Origin of the sequence: Rhodopseudomonas sp. B29 (genome assembly GCF_000333455.1) — a bacterium.
Lineage (GTDB): Bacteria > Pseudomonadota > Alphaproteobacteria > Rhizobiales > Xanthobacteraceae > Rhodopseudomonas.
This window is the reverse complement of the sequence record NZ_BADD01000264.1, coordinates 1-14,890: the sequence shown is the minus strand read 5'-3', so window position 1 is coordinate 14,890 and position 14,890 is coordinate 1. Positions and strand designations below refer to the sequence as shown.

The 14,890-nt window shown below is 64.0% G+C and carries 15 protein-coding genes and 2 pseudogenes; 10 read left to right on the top strand and 7 right to left on the bottom strand.

Annotated features, from left to right (window positions below; all coding sequences use genetic code 11):
* From I5M_RS32680 to I5M_RS09675, 3 genes and pseudogenes are all read left to right on the top strand, one after another.
* Positions 1-355: pseudogene (locus I5M_RS32680) on the top strand (FUSC family protein); the annotation flags it as partial.
* Positions 356-494: 139 nt separating this feature from the next.
* The gene (locus I5M_RS32675) at positions 495-722 is read left to right on the top strand and encodes a hypothetical protein (protein ID WP_159103985.1); all 228 of its coding nucleotides are present in this window, start codon (positions 495-497) and stop codon (positions 720-722) included.
* Positions 691-1,521, top strand: coding sequence for a hypothetical protein (locus I5M_RS09675; protein WP_022721218.1), 831 nt, complete (start codon positions 691-693; stop codon positions 1,519-1,521). The genes I5M_RS32675 and I5M_RS09675 overlap by 32 nt, the downstream gene beginning before the upstream one ends.
* Positions 1,522-1,572: 51 nt before the next feature.
* On the opposite strand, the gene I5M_RS09670 is transcribed toward I5M_RS09675, so the two are convergent.
* Positions 1,573-2,046, bottom strand: a complete 474-nt coding sequence (locus tag I5M_RS09670) for a DUF2867 domain-containing protein (RefSeq protein ID WP_031335972.1) — start codon at positions 2,044-2,046, stop codon at positions 1,573-1,575.
* Positions 2,047-2,095: 49 nt separating this feature from the next.
* A complete protein-coding gene (locus I5M_RS09665) occupies positions 2,096-2,557 on the bottom strand; it encodes a DUF2269 family protein (RefSeq protein ID WP_022721216.1) in 462 nt (153 codons plus the stop codon).
* A gap of 242 nt (positions 2,558-2,799) precedes the next feature.
* On the opposite strand from I5M_RS09665, the gene I5M_RS09660 reads away from it, so the two are divergent.
* The 4 genes from I5M_RS09660 (at position 2,800) to I5M_RS09645 (ending at position 7,639) form a co-directional block, all read left to right on the top strand.
* Positions 2,800-3,078 (top strand): hypothetical protein, encoded by a 279-nt coding sequence (locus I5M_RS09660; RefSeq protein ID WP_022721215.1) that lies wholly within the window; start codon positions 2,800-2,802, stop codon positions 3,076-3,078.
* A gap of 203 nt (positions 3,079-3,281) precedes the next feature.
* Positions 3,282-4,520: a PHB depolymerase family esterase gene (locus I5M_RS09655; protein ID WP_031335971.1), complete on the top strand. Its 1,239-nt coding sequence runs from the start codon at positions 3,282-3,284 to the stop codon at positions 4,518-4,520.
* Between the two features lie 97 nt (positions 4,521-4,617).
* Entirely contained in the window at positions 4,618-7,098 is a 2,481-nt protein-coding gene (locus I5M_RS09650) for a hybrid sensor histidine kinase/response regulator (protein ID WP_022721213.1), read from the top strand.
* A 121-nt stretch (positions 7,099-7,219) separates the two neighbouring features.
* Positions 7,220-7,639: a DUF1236 domain-containing protein gene (locus I5M_RS09645; RefSeq protein WP_022721212.1), complete on the top strand. Its 420-nt coding sequence runs from the start codon at positions 7,220-7,222 to the stop codon at positions 7,637-7,639.
* A 42-nt stretch (positions 7,640-7,681) separates the two neighbouring features.
* On the opposite strand, the gene I5M_RS09640 is transcribed toward I5M_RS09645, so the two are convergent.
* From I5M_RS09640 to I5M_RS09625, 3 genes are all read right to left on the bottom strand, one after another.
* Complete coding sequence (locus tag I5M_RS09640; protein WP_022721211.1) at positions 7,682-8,659, bottom strand: AraC family transcriptional regulator; 978 nt, start codon at positions 8,657-8,659, stop codon at positions 7,682-7,684.
* 181 nt (positions 8,660-8,840) lie between these two features.
* Positions 8,841-9,512 carry an MBL fold metallo-hydrolase gene (locus I5M_RS09635; RefSeq protein WP_022721210.1) on the bottom strand — a complete coding sequence of 224 codons (672 nt, stop codon included), beginning with the start codon at positions 9,510-9,512 and terminating at the stop codon, positions 8,841-8,843.
* A gap of 263 nt (positions 9,513-9,775) precedes the next feature.
* Positions 9,776-10,891: a VWA domain-containing protein gene (locus I5M_RS09625; RefSeq protein WP_022721208.1), complete on the bottom strand. Its 1,116-nt coding sequence runs from the start codon at positions 10,889-10,891 to the stop codon at positions 9,776-9,778.
* Between the two features lie 140 nt (positions 10,892-11,031).
* On the opposite strand from I5M_RS09625, the gene I5M_RS09620 reads away from it, so the two are divergent.
* Positions 11,032-11,508 carry an MmcB family DNA repair protein gene (locus I5M_RS09620; protein WP_022721207.1) on the top strand — a complete coding sequence of 159 codons (477 nt, stop codon included), beginning with the start codon at positions 11,032-11,034 and terminating at the stop codon, positions 11,506-11,508.
* Between the two features lie 136 nt (positions 11,509-11,644).
* Here the strand turns inward: I5M_RS09620 and I5M_RS09615 are convergent, their stop codons facing one another.
* Both I5M_RS09615 and I5M_RS09610 read right to left on the bottom strand, forming a co-directional pair.
* On the bottom strand, positions 11,645-12,199 hold the full coding sequence (locus I5M_RS09615; RefSeq protein WP_022721206.1) for an ActR/PrrA/RegA family redox response regulator transcription factor: 555 nt from the start codon (positions 12,197-12,199) through the stop codon (positions 11,645-11,647).
* Between the two features lie 93 nt (positions 12,200-12,292).
* The gene (locus I5M_RS09610) at positions 12,293-13,618 is read right to left on the bottom strand and encodes an ActS/PrrB/RegB family redox-sensitive histidine kinase (protein ID WP_022721205.1); all 1,326 of its coding nucleotides are present in this window, start codon (positions 13,616-13,618) and stop codon (positions 12,293-12,295) included.
* A gap of 107 nt (positions 13,619-13,725) precedes the next feature.
* On the opposite strand from I5M_RS09610, the gene I5M_RS09605 reads away from it, so the two are divergent.
* Positions 13,726-14,517, top strand: coding sequence for an ABC transporter ATP-binding protein (locus tag I5M_RS09605; protein WP_031335970.1), 792 nt, complete (start codon positions 13,726-13,728; stop codon positions 14,515-14,517).
* 7 nt (positions 14,518-14,524) lie between these two features.
* Positions 14,525-14,890: pseudogene (locus I5M_RS09600) on the top strand (ABC transporter permease); the annotation flags it as partial.

Genomic DNA, 14,890 nt, shown 5'->3' with positions numbered 1-14,890 from the left:
CGGCGCACCTCTGCCGCAGCCTTTGCAGGAGCGGCTCGGCGAAACGCTGGCTCAGTATCGGATCGCCGCCACCGGTTATCTCACCGCGGTCGCCACCGCGTTGCGCAGCCGGCACGATGCGCCGCCGCTGGCGCCGGTGCCCGAAGCGCTTGCCGCCTATGCGGCGGCGGTCGCGGCGGTGCGGCGCGACGGTGCGACCCGGCAATTGTCCGGCGAGCAGGCGGAGCGCTTCTTCGCGCTCGGTTTCGCTTTCGAGCAGATGAACCGCAACTTCCGCGACCTCGACCGGCGCGTGGTGGAATGGACCAAGCCGGATGGCCCTTCAGTCCCGGTTGAGGAGCCGTCAGAGCGTTAGACGCGCCTCCGGGGGTGTGGATCAGCCCACTTCAACACCAGCTCAACGCATCCTGGCTGCTGCACCTGTACGTCATATTTCTAGGAACATTCGCGGGTGGCTGAGTTTAACTTGACTTCGGATTCGAAGCCGATTCAGAGTGATTCTCGAATTTGATTTCAGGGTGGCTGTGATGGAATTCCTAGGCGCAACCAAGCTTTCAGAGGTCACCGCTCCAAAGGGTACCGGCAATCGAGTCAACACGCATGTTGTTTCGAAGCCGCGCGAACGTGATCCAGATTTCGAGGCTATGAATCGCGTGATAAGAGGTGGAGACTTCAAAAAGGATTCACCCGATGAGCGCCGAGAGATTTCCCAGAAGCGCTGAGCTGCCGTCGCAATCGCCACTCTTTTGGGTAGAGCAGAAGGATCGCTACCTACGTCAACTCCTAATCCGCGATCTTGAGGAGCTGACGAAGAGACGGCTTGTCGTATATTTTACCAATCGATTTGAGAACGTCCAAATCGACTCCGGTGACTGCGCTCTGATGGCCGAGTTGCTAGGGGATGTCGACGGGAAACCAGTCGATCTTCTTCTTGAGACGGTCGGCGGTATGACCGATGCGACGGAAGGGTTGATATCTCTCATCCGCAACTTGGTTTCCGACCTCAGAGTGATTGTAGTTAATGCAGCGAAAAGTAATGGCACGCTGCTTGGGTTGGCTGCAAAGTCAATCGTCATGGGACCAACTTCGGAATTGGGGCCGATCGAACCCCTTGTGCAGGGTATCCCGTGTTCGGTTCTTGAGCAGCCGCAGATTGAGCAGCAGAATTTTCCATTGCATATGTATGGCAAGTACGCGCTCCAGCAGACGCGCACTCTAGCTAAGACGCTTCTTTCGGACGGAATGATGAAAGGGCGTTCGGCGCAGGACGTCGAGACAGCAGTGGCGAAGCTCTCCTCACGTGACACGTACTTCTCTCACGGTTCTGTCATTGATCATAAAGAGGCTGCGGCGCTAGGCCTGACGATAGAATACCTCGGGCCGGACGATCCTGTATGGCAGCGACTATGGCTTCTGCTGTGCATGTACGAGCACGATTGCAGAAGAGATCGTTACCTAAAAGTATTCGAAGGAAGGGCGCGGAGTACATCAATCGCGTCACCAGTGAAGCAAAATCCTTGAGACTGTACCATTAGCCGCGCATGCATTGAAGATTCGGACTGCGTAGGACCTTTATGTGGCTAGCCGGCGCAGCATCGCCTGCACCACCAGGCGGTGGAACGGCATGATGGTGGCCAAGTAAGTGCGGCCCAGCAGGTTGTGAGTGCGTACCAGGGTCGATGCCACCACGTGACGACCGGCTGCCGCACCTTCGACATCGATCACCACGCGGAAGTCGAGATGATGATCGTCGAAGCCGGCGACGATCCGCTGCGGCGTCTCGCTGCGCACGGGGAAGATGCCGATACTGTCTCCCGCGGATGCAGCGTCCGGCCGCGGCGTTTTCAGCCCGAAGGGTGTCACCAGTAGATTACGTAGCCGCATCAGCGCATCGATCCAGCGCGGGCCATGCTCGATCATCTGGATCGCGGCTTGACGTGCATCGAGCTGCCTGTCGCCGATGCCGATCCGAAAGGCGTCGACGAATTGCGCACCTGATAGCAGTGCTTCGGCATCGAGCGGCGGCGTGATTTCTTCGACGGGCATGTCGACCATTCCCTACTCGCTGAAGGCGGCAGCCGTTCCGTCCATGTTCTCAGAACTTGAACACCATCACGAACACCGCCGCAACCAGCGGCACGGTGGCGATGATGCCGACCACCAGCCAGACGCGGCCGTCACGGCGATATTGTTCGGGAATGTCGCCGCCCTGGGCGAAGCCGCGGGCCATCCGCGCCTGGCGGATCTGCAGCGGCACCAGCACGCCGAGCCACATGATGCCGGAGACGATGAACAGTGCCTGACCGGCGACCAGCCAGAACGCCGAGAACAGCGGCAGATCTTTGATCAGCGCCATGCCGTAGCCGCCGATGATGATCAGCGCGATGCCGAGCATCGTGAAGATGAAATCCGTGACCGTGACGCCGCGTTGCGCGTGGGCGATGATCTTCGGATCACGGGTGAGATCGGAAAACGCTTTCCAGAACGCCGTGATGGTCACATTGCCGACCAGCACGACGACGCCGACAATGTGGATGAACTTGAAGATGTCGTACATCGGCGATCGGTCACTCTGCGAACGGGAACGCGGGCGGTCGGGGTTGCCGATCGTTCGGGCTCTGTGGGCTGCGCCGGCTGCGCTTGTCAAATCGACCTTGGTCGCTCGCCGCATCTGCCTCGCGAACCGATCACCGGATCCTGATCCGTTTGGTCACGCCGAGCGCTGCGACGAGCCTCAGGGCAAGGAACATTCAAATACCTTTCTGGTTGCCCAGCGTACCTACCAACAGGAGCGGCCCCATGAAGAACACCATCTTTGCTGCGCTCGGCGCAGCGGCAATTGCAGCGCTGGCGATCGGGCCTGCCGCGGCTCAGACCGGCCCGTCGGGTCAGACTTCGACTCAAAGCGGCGACACGATGTCGAACGGCACCGGCGCCGGCATGAACTCGGGAGCCGGCATGAAGTCCGACTCCGGCATGAACTCGGGCATGAGCAAGACCACGACCGGAATGTCCGGCAAGCACACCAGCAAGCACACCAAGAAGAAAACGGGCATGTCCGGCGAAGGCATGAAGTAACGCTTCGGCCGGGAAGTTCTCCAGACTTCCTCCCAGACTGACCTGCGCGTCCTTGGGCGCGCGGGATTTTTTTTGGACCAGCGGTTGCCGCCTCTCCTCGGTTCACGTCTAGTCACGGAACGCGCGGGCATTCGACCGACATCTTCTTTTTTGCAGTGCAGCATCTATATGAGAAGCGCGGCCGGACAGACCAGGAGCGTGCCTTGTCCTTGAAAGATAACGTCGAATTCTTGCGCCAGCTGAACAAGCTGAGCGGTCTGGGCGGGGTGAACGGCGACTGGACAGCGTCAAAGGGCGACAGTCCGCTGATCGAGACGGCCGATTTCGGTGACAACCCCGGCGCGCTGCGCATGCTGTCCTTCGTGCCTGAAGGATTGTCCGGCAAGATTCCGCTGGTGGTCGTGCTGCACGGCTGCACCCAGACGGCAACGGACTATGAGATCGGCGCCGGCTGGTGTGCGCTTGCTCGACGCTACGGCTTTGCCGTCCTGGCGCCGGAGCAGCGCCGCAGCAACAACCCCAATGTCTGCTTCAATTGGTTTTCCTCGGACGACATCCGCCGCGACAGCGGCGAGGCCGGCTCGATCCGCGCCATGGTAGAGGCGATGGCGACCAGCCATCCGATCGACCGGGCCCGCATCTTCGTCACCGGCCTGTCCGCAGGCGGCGCCATGACGGCCGTGATGCTGGCGACCTATCCGGACGTGTTCGCCGGCGGCGCCGTGATCGCCGGCCTGCCGTACGGCGTCGCCCACAATGTCCGCGCCGGGCTCGGCGCCATGCGCCACGCGCCCACGCTGTCGTCGCAGGAACTCGGCGCTCTGGTTCGCCACGCCACGCAGCACAAGGGACCGTGGCCCAAATTGTCGGTGTGGCACGGCAGCGCCGACCGCACCGTCGATCCGCACAATGCCGACGCGCTGGTGCGGCAATGGCTTGATCTGCATGGCTTGACCGAGGCGCCAACGACCAAAGGCAAGGTCGACGGCCAGCGCCGGCTGCAATGGAAAAATTCCAGCGGCGAGATCGTGGTGGAGTCCTACAGCATCGCCGACATGGCACACGGCACGCCGCTCGGCGTTGCCGCCAACGACCATCCGCTCGGCGTCGCCGGTCCTTATCTGCTTGCGGCCGGGATCTCGTCTTCGTACCACATCGCGCAATTCTTCGGTCTGACGAGCCGCGTGCATCAGCCTTGGGCGAAGCCTGCGGCAGACGCAGCTCATCGCTCGGAACCACACCATGCCGAGCATGGAACCGCCCGTGCGAAGCCGCGCAAGGCAGCGACGGATCTGGTCAAAGATGTCGCCTATGCCTTCAAGCGCCGTCCCGACGGTCATCCCGGGTCACACGCTGGCAAGCAAAACCAGCAAAGCGGGCGTGGTCTCGACATTGGCGGTGCGATCAATCGCGCGCTCACCGCCGCCGGGCTGCTCAAATAGCTGGTTCCGCATTGACGGAGCCGCAACGGTTTCCCGATAGTGTCGCAAATGATCGGCTGCGATTCCCGCAGCCTGATCGTGTTGCTGATTGTATCGAATGTTGGATCTCAATCGGCCGCCTCTCTCCGACTTCCTGACCGGCGGCGGCGAAATGGGCGCGCTGATCCGCGCCTATGATTGGAACTCCTCGCTGCTCGGCGCGCCGACCGGATGGCCGCAGAGTCTGCGCACCGCACTCCGCCTCGTGCTCAACAGCAACCACCCGATGTTCATCTGGTGGGGCGACGAACTGATCCAGTTCTACAACGATGCCTATCGTCAGACGATGGGACCGGAACGTCATCCGAGCGCACTCGGTCAGCGCGGCCGCGAGTGCTGGGCCGAGATCTGGGACATCATCGGTCCGCAGATCGATCAGGTGATGAGCGGCGGCGGTGCGACCTGGAACGAGAATCAGCTCGTGCCGGTGACGCGCTACGGCCGCCGTGAAGACGTTTACTGGACCTACGGCTTCAGCCCGATCGATCAGGACGACAAGGTCGGCGGCGTGCTGGTTGTGTGCCGCGACGTCACCGCCGATATCCAGGCCCAGTTCGCGCTGCGCGAGCGCGAGGCCGAACTGGCGCGGGTGCAGCAGATCGGCCGCATCGGCGGGCTCGAGGTCGATCTGCGCTCCGGCTTCCGCAACCGCCGCTCGCCCGAATATCTGCTGGTGCACGGCCTGCCGCCGGACGCCGCGCAGGAGACACATCAGGACTGGGTCAACCGCGTTCATCCCGATGATCGCGCCGCGACCGAGCGACAATTCCTCGAAGCCGTCGCCGGCGATGTCCGCGATTACTCCGCTCGTTATCGCATCATCCGCCCGAACGACGGCGAGACCCGCTGGATCTCTGTGCGCGCTCTGATCGAGCGCGACGCAGCCGGCAAAGCAGTCCGCCTGGTCGGAGCCCATACCGACGTCACCGAGCAGGTGCTCGCCGAGCAGGCGCTGCAGCAGAGCGAGGAGGCGGCACGCCGGCTCGCCGATCAGCTCGCGACGCTGAATGCGACCCTGGAGCAACGCGTTCAGGAAAAAACCCGCGAACGCGATCGCATCTGGAACGTGTCGCAGGATCTGATGCTGGTGGCGGACCGCAACGGCGTCTGGCGCACCGTCAACCCGGCCTGGACCCGGACGCTGGGGTGGACCCCGGTCGAACTGCTCGGCAAGACCGCCGCCTGGCTCGAACATCCGGACGACGACGGCTGGACCACGGCGCAGCTGCGCCGGCTCGGCACAGAGGCGATCACCGTGCGGTTCGAGAGCCGCCTGCGCCACGCCGACGGCAGCTATCGCTGGCTGTCCTTCACCGGCGTCAGTGACGTCGAGGCCAACTACGCGGTCGCGCGCGACATCACCGCCGAGAAGGCGGCGGCAGAGCGCCTGAAGGCGGCCGAGGAAGCGCTGCGGCAGGCCCAGAAGATGGAGGCCGTCGGCCAGCTCACGGGAGGCATCGCGCACGATTTCAACAATCTGCTCACCGGCATCGTCGGCTCGCTCGATTTGATGCGGACCCGCATCGCGCAGGGACGCATCGAGAATGTCGGCCGCTACATCGACGCAGCGATGACCTCGGCCAACCGCGCCGCGGCGCTGACGCACCGGCTGCTCGCCTTCGCGCGCCGGCAGCCGCTGGTACCCAAGCAGGTCGACGTCAACGCGCTGGTGTTTTCGCTCGAAGATTTGTTGCGCCGGACCATTGGCGAAGCGATCGATCTGGAGATCGACGCCGCGGCCGATGTCTGGCCGACGCGTTGCGATCCCAACCAGCTCGAAAGCGCGCTGCTCAACCTCGTCATCAACGCCCGCGACGCCATGCCGGATGGCGGACGCATCACCATTGCGACCCGCAATCTCGATGCGCACGCGGTGGCTGGTCTACCGCTCGCCGCCGGCGACTATGTCGGTGTCATGGTCGGTGACACAGGCGCCGGCATGACCGAGGAGGTGGCCGCGCGAGCCTTCGATCCGTTCTTCACCACCAAGCCGCTCGGCCACGGCACCGGGCTGGGCTTGTCGATGATCTACGGCTTTGCCCAGCAGTCCAACGGCCACGCCCGTATCGATAGCAAGCCCGGCGTCGGCACCACGGTGACGCTGGTGCTGCCGCGCGATCTCCACGCTGTGCCGGCGTCAGCGCGTGCCACCGCGCCGGCGCGAGCTTCCTCCGCCCGCGGCGAAAGCGTGCTGGTGGTCGAGGACGAGCCGGTGGTGCGCTCCAGCCTCGTCGAGATGTTGCGCGACAGCGGGTATCGAGTCGCCGAAGCCAGCGATGGGCCGTCGGGACTCGCTGCGCTTCGGGGGGCGTTGCCGATCGACCTGCTGCTCACCGACATCGGGCTGCCCGGAATCAACGGCCGACAGCTTGCCGAACAGGCTCGCGAGCTGCGCCCCGGCATCAAGGTGCTGTTGATGACCGGTTACGCCGAAACCGCGATCTCCGGTGATTTCCTGTTGTCGGACATGGGGCTGATCACCAAGCCGTTCGATCTCGACGAATTGTCGAAACGCATCCGGGCGATGCTCGCGAACTAGCCTGCCTGCAACAATCCGACTCCATGCGTGAAGCCGTTTCGTGCGTTGCCGCGCCGTTCCCTCGGAACCGATCAGCAAGCGCGGACTTATTCAGCGTCTTCATCAGCTATTGGAGTTTCAAATGAGCAACCGCTTTGTCCTGGCCGCCGCGACGGTCCTGACCCTCGCCCTGCCGGCGATCGCCAACGCACAGGGTGTGCCGGGCGGCATCGATCGGGGTGCGCGCGAGGGCGAACGCGCAGCCGGACCCGTCGGCGCCATCGTCGGCGGCACCATCGGCGGCGTGGTCGGCGGCGTCTCGAGCATCCTGGGCGTCGACGATCGTCCGCGGTTCCGCACCTACGTGGTCGAACAGCATCATCCGTCGTATCACTACCGCGACGAAGTGCGCGTCGGCGCGGTGCTGCCGGCGTCCGGCGTGACTTATTACGAGGTGCCGGACGAATACGGCCCGGCGCGCAGCTATCGCTACACTGTGGTCAACGACCGCACCGTGCTGGTCGACCCGCGTACTCACCGCATCGTCGAAGTCATCGAGTAATCGAAACAGGAATGGCCGGGCTCGCCTCGGCCATTCCTTTTTCTATCCGCGGGCGCGCTGCAGGGTGTCCGATGGGCGCTCGCCGAACATCTCGCGATAGTACTTGGCGAAATGGCCGAGGTTGGCGAAGCCGCAAGCGAACGCCGCCGATGTGACTGTCGTCGTGGCGCTTTCACCATCGATCAGCATCGCCCGGGCGCGCTCCAGCCGGACTCGCTTTGCAAACGCCATCGGTGAATAGCCACGGGTCCGCTGAAAGCCCTTGAAGATGCCGCGGGCGCTTATTCCGGTGAGGGCCGCCAGCTTTTCGATATTGATCGGCCGCATCCAATTGGCCTCGATATATTCCTCGATCTGCCGCACGTAGCGCGGGGCGATGTCGCGCTCCTCCGCCGCGATCTGACGGCTATACGTATTCGGATTCGCAGTCAGGAACATCAGCGCGATCGTCTGCTGCAATTCCGCCAGCACCAAAGGCGGCGGCTGCACCGGCGCGTCGAGCTGGCAGGCGAAGAACATCAGCAGGTGCCGCAGATTGACCGCCTGTGGCATGGAGTTGTTGGACGCGGCGTCGAATTCTATCGGCGCCTTGGGGCGAGCTCCGAGCAGCGCGGTCAACTTCCGCTCGAGCGCCTCCGTCCGAACCCGCAGCAGCAGGAGCTGAAACGGAACATCGTGCTCGGTGCGCAGCGCCCGTTCAGGCGAGACGATGCAGGCCTGCTGACGGTCGATCTGGATCGTGTCGGAACCGGTGCGGCTGAGGAAGTGGCCCGACAGCGCGATCTGCAGCCGGGCGCAGCACATCTCGGGGAATTCCACCGCCAGCGGACCATTCCCCGCCACATAGCCGAGCGACAGATCCTCCAACTGGGCGAAATTGGCGCGAATGCGGAAGCCGTCACCGGCTTCAAAATGGCGGCCATCGAACGTGGTGATGAAGGCTTGTCCAAAGACATCGGCATCCGCCGTGTCGACGACGCAATACCTCTCGAGCGGCTCATCGTTGAGCTCGATGTTCATACTGTAGTCCCGCCGCCCATTCCCAGCGGAACAGCTAACAGAAGGAATACAGTCTTTGGCCTCGTAACATCCCGAGGTTTGTCACTAAAGTATGACGTCTTCGCCTAGAAGAACACAGGCTGGTATCGATGCAATCTTTTGGCGAACAACCGAACCGTTAGAAGGTTCGGCCCTACACGCTTCAGGTCAGGAATGGGTTGGTCAGGCGCTCCTGGCCGATGCTCGAGCCGGGGCCGTGTCCGCAGATAAAGCCGACATCGTCACCGAGCGGCAGCAGCTTGTCGGTGATCGACTTGATCAGGGTGGCATGATCGCCGCCGGGCAGGTCGGTCCGACCGACCGAGCCGGCAAACAGCACGTCACCGACGAAGGCGAAGCGCATCGGCTCGTTGAAGAAGACAACGCTGCCCGGCGAATGGCCGGGGCAGTGCAGGATGCGGAAGCTCAGCTCACCGATGCTGACGGTATCGCCCTCGTCGAGCCAGCGATCCGGCGTCACGTCCCGCACGCCGGTGATGCCGAAGCTGCGACCGGAGTTGACGACGTTGTCGAGCAGAAATTGATCGTCGCGATGCGGGCCGACGATCTCGACTTTCAGCGCATCGCGCAGATCGGCGGCGCCGCCGACGTGATCGATGTGGCCGTGCGTCAGCCAGATCGCCTCGACCTTGATGTTGGCGTTCTCGATCGCCGCCAGGATTTCCGGCACGTCCCCGCCGGGATCGATCACCACCGCCTTGCGCGTGGCTTCGCACCACAGCAGCGTGCAGTTCTGCTGAAACGGCGTCACAGGAACGATGGCGGCGCCGGCTTTGGCTTTGCTCTGGGGCTCAGTGCTCTGGGTCTCGGTCATGCCCGAACAATGCCGCGATGAACGTGGCAAGTCAAAGACGGTAGAACCGCTTGGCTCGCAGGCGCTTTTGCTGGAGCGCGGCGCCCGCTCCCCACTCGGCGGTCATCGCCCGGCTTGTCCGGGCGACCCAGTATCCCAGAGCGTTTGTGATGAAGATGTAGAGCATCGACGCACTGGAATACTGGGTCCCCCGCATGCGCGAGGGATGAAGGTTTTCACTGCGGCGCTGCTACGGCCAAACAATGATCGCGAGCAGCGAGTCTCTATCGCTTTAGTTGCACCTTCAGCGCGGCTTCGACTTGGCGATCGAACGAGGACTTGTCTTTCGGCGCTTTGTCCCGGTGGTTCGCCAGATAGGCGTCGCGTTGCTTCACCAGAGTCGCGAGCTTCTCATTCAGCGCCTTGCGGGTCTGCAGTTCGGCTTCCAGCTTGGCGGCGCGCTGCGGAGCCGGCAACGCCCGCAGGCTGGCCGGCAGCTCTTCGTCCTTGACCTCGTCGAGCTTCTTGCGGCCGGAGCTGATTTCGCTGACGAGGTCGCCGCCGGTGACGGCCTCTGCGGAGCGCACCGCGCGTTTGTTGATGTAGCTCGCCATGTCTGAGGCCGATGCCGGTGCCGCGGCGGCGACGCTCGACAGTTGTCGGGCCTTCTCTTCGGTGCGCCGCTGCATCGGCGGCGGACCATAGGGGATCACCGTCTTGTTGATCTGTTCCTGCAGGATGATGATGTCCTGATCGTAGGGCGTCTCGATCACCACGACCGGGCCGCCGTCCTGAGGAATCGGGATGTAGCGGCCGTCGCCTTGCTGGGCGATGTCGTGCCAGACCCGCTCGGTGTCGCGCGCGTTGCCGGCCTGGACGGCATTGACGATGATGTCCTTCTGCCGCGCCACCGCCAGCGTCGCCGGGTATTTGGTGTCCTGCGCGTAGTCCATGTGCGGCGGTGCGTCGCCGACCAGGAAGACGATGCGGTGAGCGTCGCGTCCCTCGGTCCAATTCAGCTTGTTGACGGCGATATCGAGCGCTTCGTTGACGCTCTCCGGCCAATCGCCGCCGCCGCGCGCTTGCAGCTCCAGGAGCTTGGCGTAGACGTCCTGAATATCAGTGGTCAGGTCGACCTTGCGGGTGACGTAGTCGTCGCCGATGTCGCGATAGGCGACGAGGCCGATGCGGATGTCGGCGTCCGGCCAATCGTCGACGATCGCGGTGGCGATCGACCAGATCTTGCGTTTTGCGCCCTCGATCAGTCCGCTCATCGAGCCGGTGGTATCGAGGACGAAAGCGACCTCGACGACCGGGCGCGCTTGCGCGGCCGAGCTGAAGGCGAACGGAAGCGTCAGCGCAGCGGCGAGCAGCGCGTTGCGAAGCGTGATGCGGTTCATCTTAAGGTCTCCGGCGCCCCCGCGCCCGCACGCAAGACTCCACCGTCGCCGCGCATGGCGGCGTGCAGCGGCTCGATTGCCGAAGCGGAACCAGCCTTGTGCTTGGGGGCGGGCGCTTGTTTCGGCTAGACTTGGACGCGATGGAATCGAATGCCGTTCAAAAAATTCCGCCGCCGGATTTGCGGCAATCCGAGACTGCGCTCGCGATCGCGCGCGGCACGACACGGCTGCTGCGCTCGCACGGCTTCGCCTGCGTCAGCGAGTTGCCGCTGCCGTCCGGCCGGCGTGCCGATCTGGTGGCGCTCAACGAGCGCGGCGAGATCTGGATTGTCGAGATCAAATCGTCGATGGCGGATCTGCGCGCCGACCAGAAATGGCCGGACTATCGCCTGCACTGCGACCGGCTGTTCTTCGCCTTCACCCAGGACCTGCCGTGCGAGATCTTCCCGGCCGATTGCGGACTGATCGTCGCGGACGGCTACGGCGCTCACATGCATTGCGAGGCGCCGGAGCACAAACTCCCCGCCGCGACCCGCAAAGTGATGATGCTGCGTTTTGCACTAGCTGCGGCGGGACGGCTGGGGCGACTCATCGATCCGCAGGGATTTGTGGAGTAGTTGCGCGTCTCGTCATTCCGGGGCGCTCACGAAGTGAGCGAACCCGGAATCTCGAGCTGTTCTGCGCTGCAGATTCCGGGTTCGCGAGCTGCGCTCGCGCCCCGGAATGACGACGCTTTTGCTTGAAGTAAGCGCTCTATCGCGGCGCGCGCTTGGCCAGAATGCGTTGCAGCGTTCTGCGGTGCATGTTGAGGCGGCGGGCGGTTTCGGAGACGTTGCGGTTGCACATCTCGTAGATGCGCTGGATGTGCTCCCAGCGCACGCGGTCGGCCGACATCGGGTTCGGCGGCGGTTCGGATTTGTCGGTGCCGGTGGCGAGCAGCGCGGCGACCACGTCGTCCGCATCGGCCGGCTTCGACAAATAGTCGACCGCGCCCATCTTCACCGCCGTGACCGCGGTGGCGATGTTGCCGTAGCCGGTGAGCACGATCGCGCGCGCGTCGGGGCGTTCCTTCTTGAGCGCCGACACGACATCGAGACCGTTGCCGTCACCGAGCCGCAAATCGACCACCGCGAACGCCGGCGCCGACTTGCCGATTTGAGCAAGGCCACTGGAGACGCTGTCACACGATGTGACGCTGAACCCGCGTGTCTCCATCGCCCGCGACAGCCGCTCCAGGAACGGCTTGTCGTCCTCGACGATCAGCAGCGAGCGATCGGCGTGGTCGGTCAGTTCGGGAATCGCGTTCACGACGGTCTCCTTGGCATAGGTCTCATTCAGATATGGCGCTGGGGTGCGACACTGCCAACCCCGCGGCCCTGCGACCGGATCGCGCGCCCCTGCTCAAGCCTCTGCTTTTTCGGGCGATTCGGCTGTCTCGAAACGCTCCCGCGGCCACGTCAGCTGGACCACGGCGCCGTGGTCCGGGAAGATCTTGTTTCGGAACGACACCTTGGCGCCGGTACGCTCGAGCAGCGTGCGGGCGATGAAGACGCCGAGGCCGAGGCCGGAGCGCTCGCGGTTGGGATCGTCGGGGCTCCGCCGTTTCGACAGATACGGTTCGCCGATGCGCTTGAGCACATCCGGCTTGATGCCGGGGCCGTCATCCGAGACCTGGATCTGCACCATCTCGGAGTTCCACCACGCATTGACCTCGACGGTGTCGCGGGCGAAGTCGACGGCATTCTCCAGGATGTTGCCGATGCCGTAGAGAATCGCCGGGTTCCGCGTCACGACGGGCTCTGCAGTGCCGGAGACGGCGACACGGACTTTGATGGCGACGCCGAAGTCGCGATGCGGCGCGACCGCCTCTTCGATCAGGGTCGACAGCGGCATGCGGTCGAACGGCGCGCCCGCGGAGGACAGCTGCGCGATCTTGCCGAGGATTTCGCGGCAGCGCTGCGCCTGTTCGCGCAGGGTGCGGAAATCCGAGAGGTTGGGACTGTCGGCCGGGGCCGTCTTTTCCAGTTCGCGCGAGATCAGGAAGATCGTCGACAGCGGTGTGCCGAGTTCATGCGCGGCGGCGGCCGCAAGTCCATCGAGCTGGGTGAGATGCTGTTCGCGTTCCAGCACCAGTTCGGCAGCCGACAGCGCATCGGACAGTTTGCGCGCCTCTTCGGTGACCTGGAAGGTGTAGATACTCGTGACGCCGATCGCCAGCAGGATCGAGAGCCAGACGCCGACCAGATAGATCTCGGGCAGCGCCACCGGCTCGTCGCCGGCCCAGGGCAGCGGCTCGTGGAAGTAGCCGAGCGCGCCGGCGCAGACCGCGGCGAAGACGCCCAGCGAGATCGTCAGCCGGGTCGGCAGCGACGTCGCGGCAATCAGCACCGGTCCGAGGAAAAGAAACGAGAACGGATTCTGCAGGCCACCGGTGAAGTACAGCAGCCCGGCGAGCTCGGCGATATTCAGCGCCAGCAGCAGCGCCGCATTGATCGGCACCATGCGCTGCATCGGATTGAACGCGATCTGCAGCGCCAGGTTGACGCAGGACGACAGCGCGACGATGACCAGACACGGAATGACGGCGAAATCGAACTCGAGCCCTTCGGCGACGACGAAGATCGCTGCGAGCTGGCCCAGCGCGGCCAGCCAGCGCAGCCGCAAGATGGTATCGAGCCGGACGTGACGGCGCGGGTGGCGGAAATCGGCGGAGAACAGCTCGGTCATGCGCCGACTCTAGCGTTCCGCCTGCGCGATCACAATTCGGGCGCCCGCGACCGATGGTGTCAGCGGCGCTTGCGCCAGCCCTCACAATCCCCGATGAAGCCGACATCATGACGCACGATCCCGATACTGGGGCCGCCGACCCGGCGCTCGTCGCTACCTCTGCGGCGATCGCGGTGGCCGATCTTGTCAAGCAGTACAAGACCACGCGCGCGGTCGATGGCATCTCGTTCAGCGTGCCGCGCGGCAGCATCACCGGCCTGCTCGGCGGCAACGGCGCCGGCAAGACCACCACGATCTCGATGATCATGGGGCTGGTGTTGCCGACCTCCGGCCGCGTCGCCGTGCTCGGCCATCCGATGCCGGACGAGCGTGCCGCCGTGCTGGGTCGGATGAACTTCGAGAGCCCGTATTTCGACATGCCGTCGCGCCTCACTGTCCGGCAGAACCTGACGGTGTTCGGCAAGCTCTATGCGGTTTCGGATCTGCCGGCGCGGATCGCCGAACTTGCCGCTGCGCTCGACCTCATCGACTTTATCGATCGCGCCTCGGGCAAACTCTCGGCCGGGCAGAAGACCCGCGTGGCGCTCGCCAAAGCGCTGATCAATCGGCCCGAGCTATTGCTGCTCGACGAGCCGACTGCGTCGCTCGATCCCGACACCGCCGACTGGATCCGCTCGCATCTGGAGAATTATCGCAAGCAGCAGAACGCCACCATTCTCCTCGCCTCGCACAACATGCTGGAGGTCGAGCGGCTGTGCGACCGCGTCATCATCATGAAGCGCGGCCGCATCGAGGATGATGATAGTCCGGCCGCCATCATGGCGCGCTACAACCGCGCCACGATGGAGGAAGTCTTCCTCGACGTCGCACGCGGCCGCGGGGCGGCGAGCGGAGCGTGAGCGTATCATGAAGTACCTGATCGAAGCGCTCGAACTCGGCCACGGCATTGCCTGGCATCGCATCGCCGCGATGGTGCAGCGCTATTGGTATCTGTTGTTGTCGTCGTGGCCACGGCTGCTCGAGCTGGTGTACTGGCCGGCGCTGCAAGTCATCACCTGGGGCTTCCTGCAGAGCTACGTGGCGCAGAATGCAGGTTTCTTCGCGCGCGCCGGCGGCACGCTGATCGGCGCAGTGATCCTGTGGGACATCCTGTTTCGCGGTCAGCTCGGCTTCTCGATCTCGTTTCTCGAAGAGATGTGGGCGCGCAATCTCGGCAACCTGATGATGAGCCCGCTGAAGCCGATCGAGTTTCTGATCAAGTTCATCTTTCGC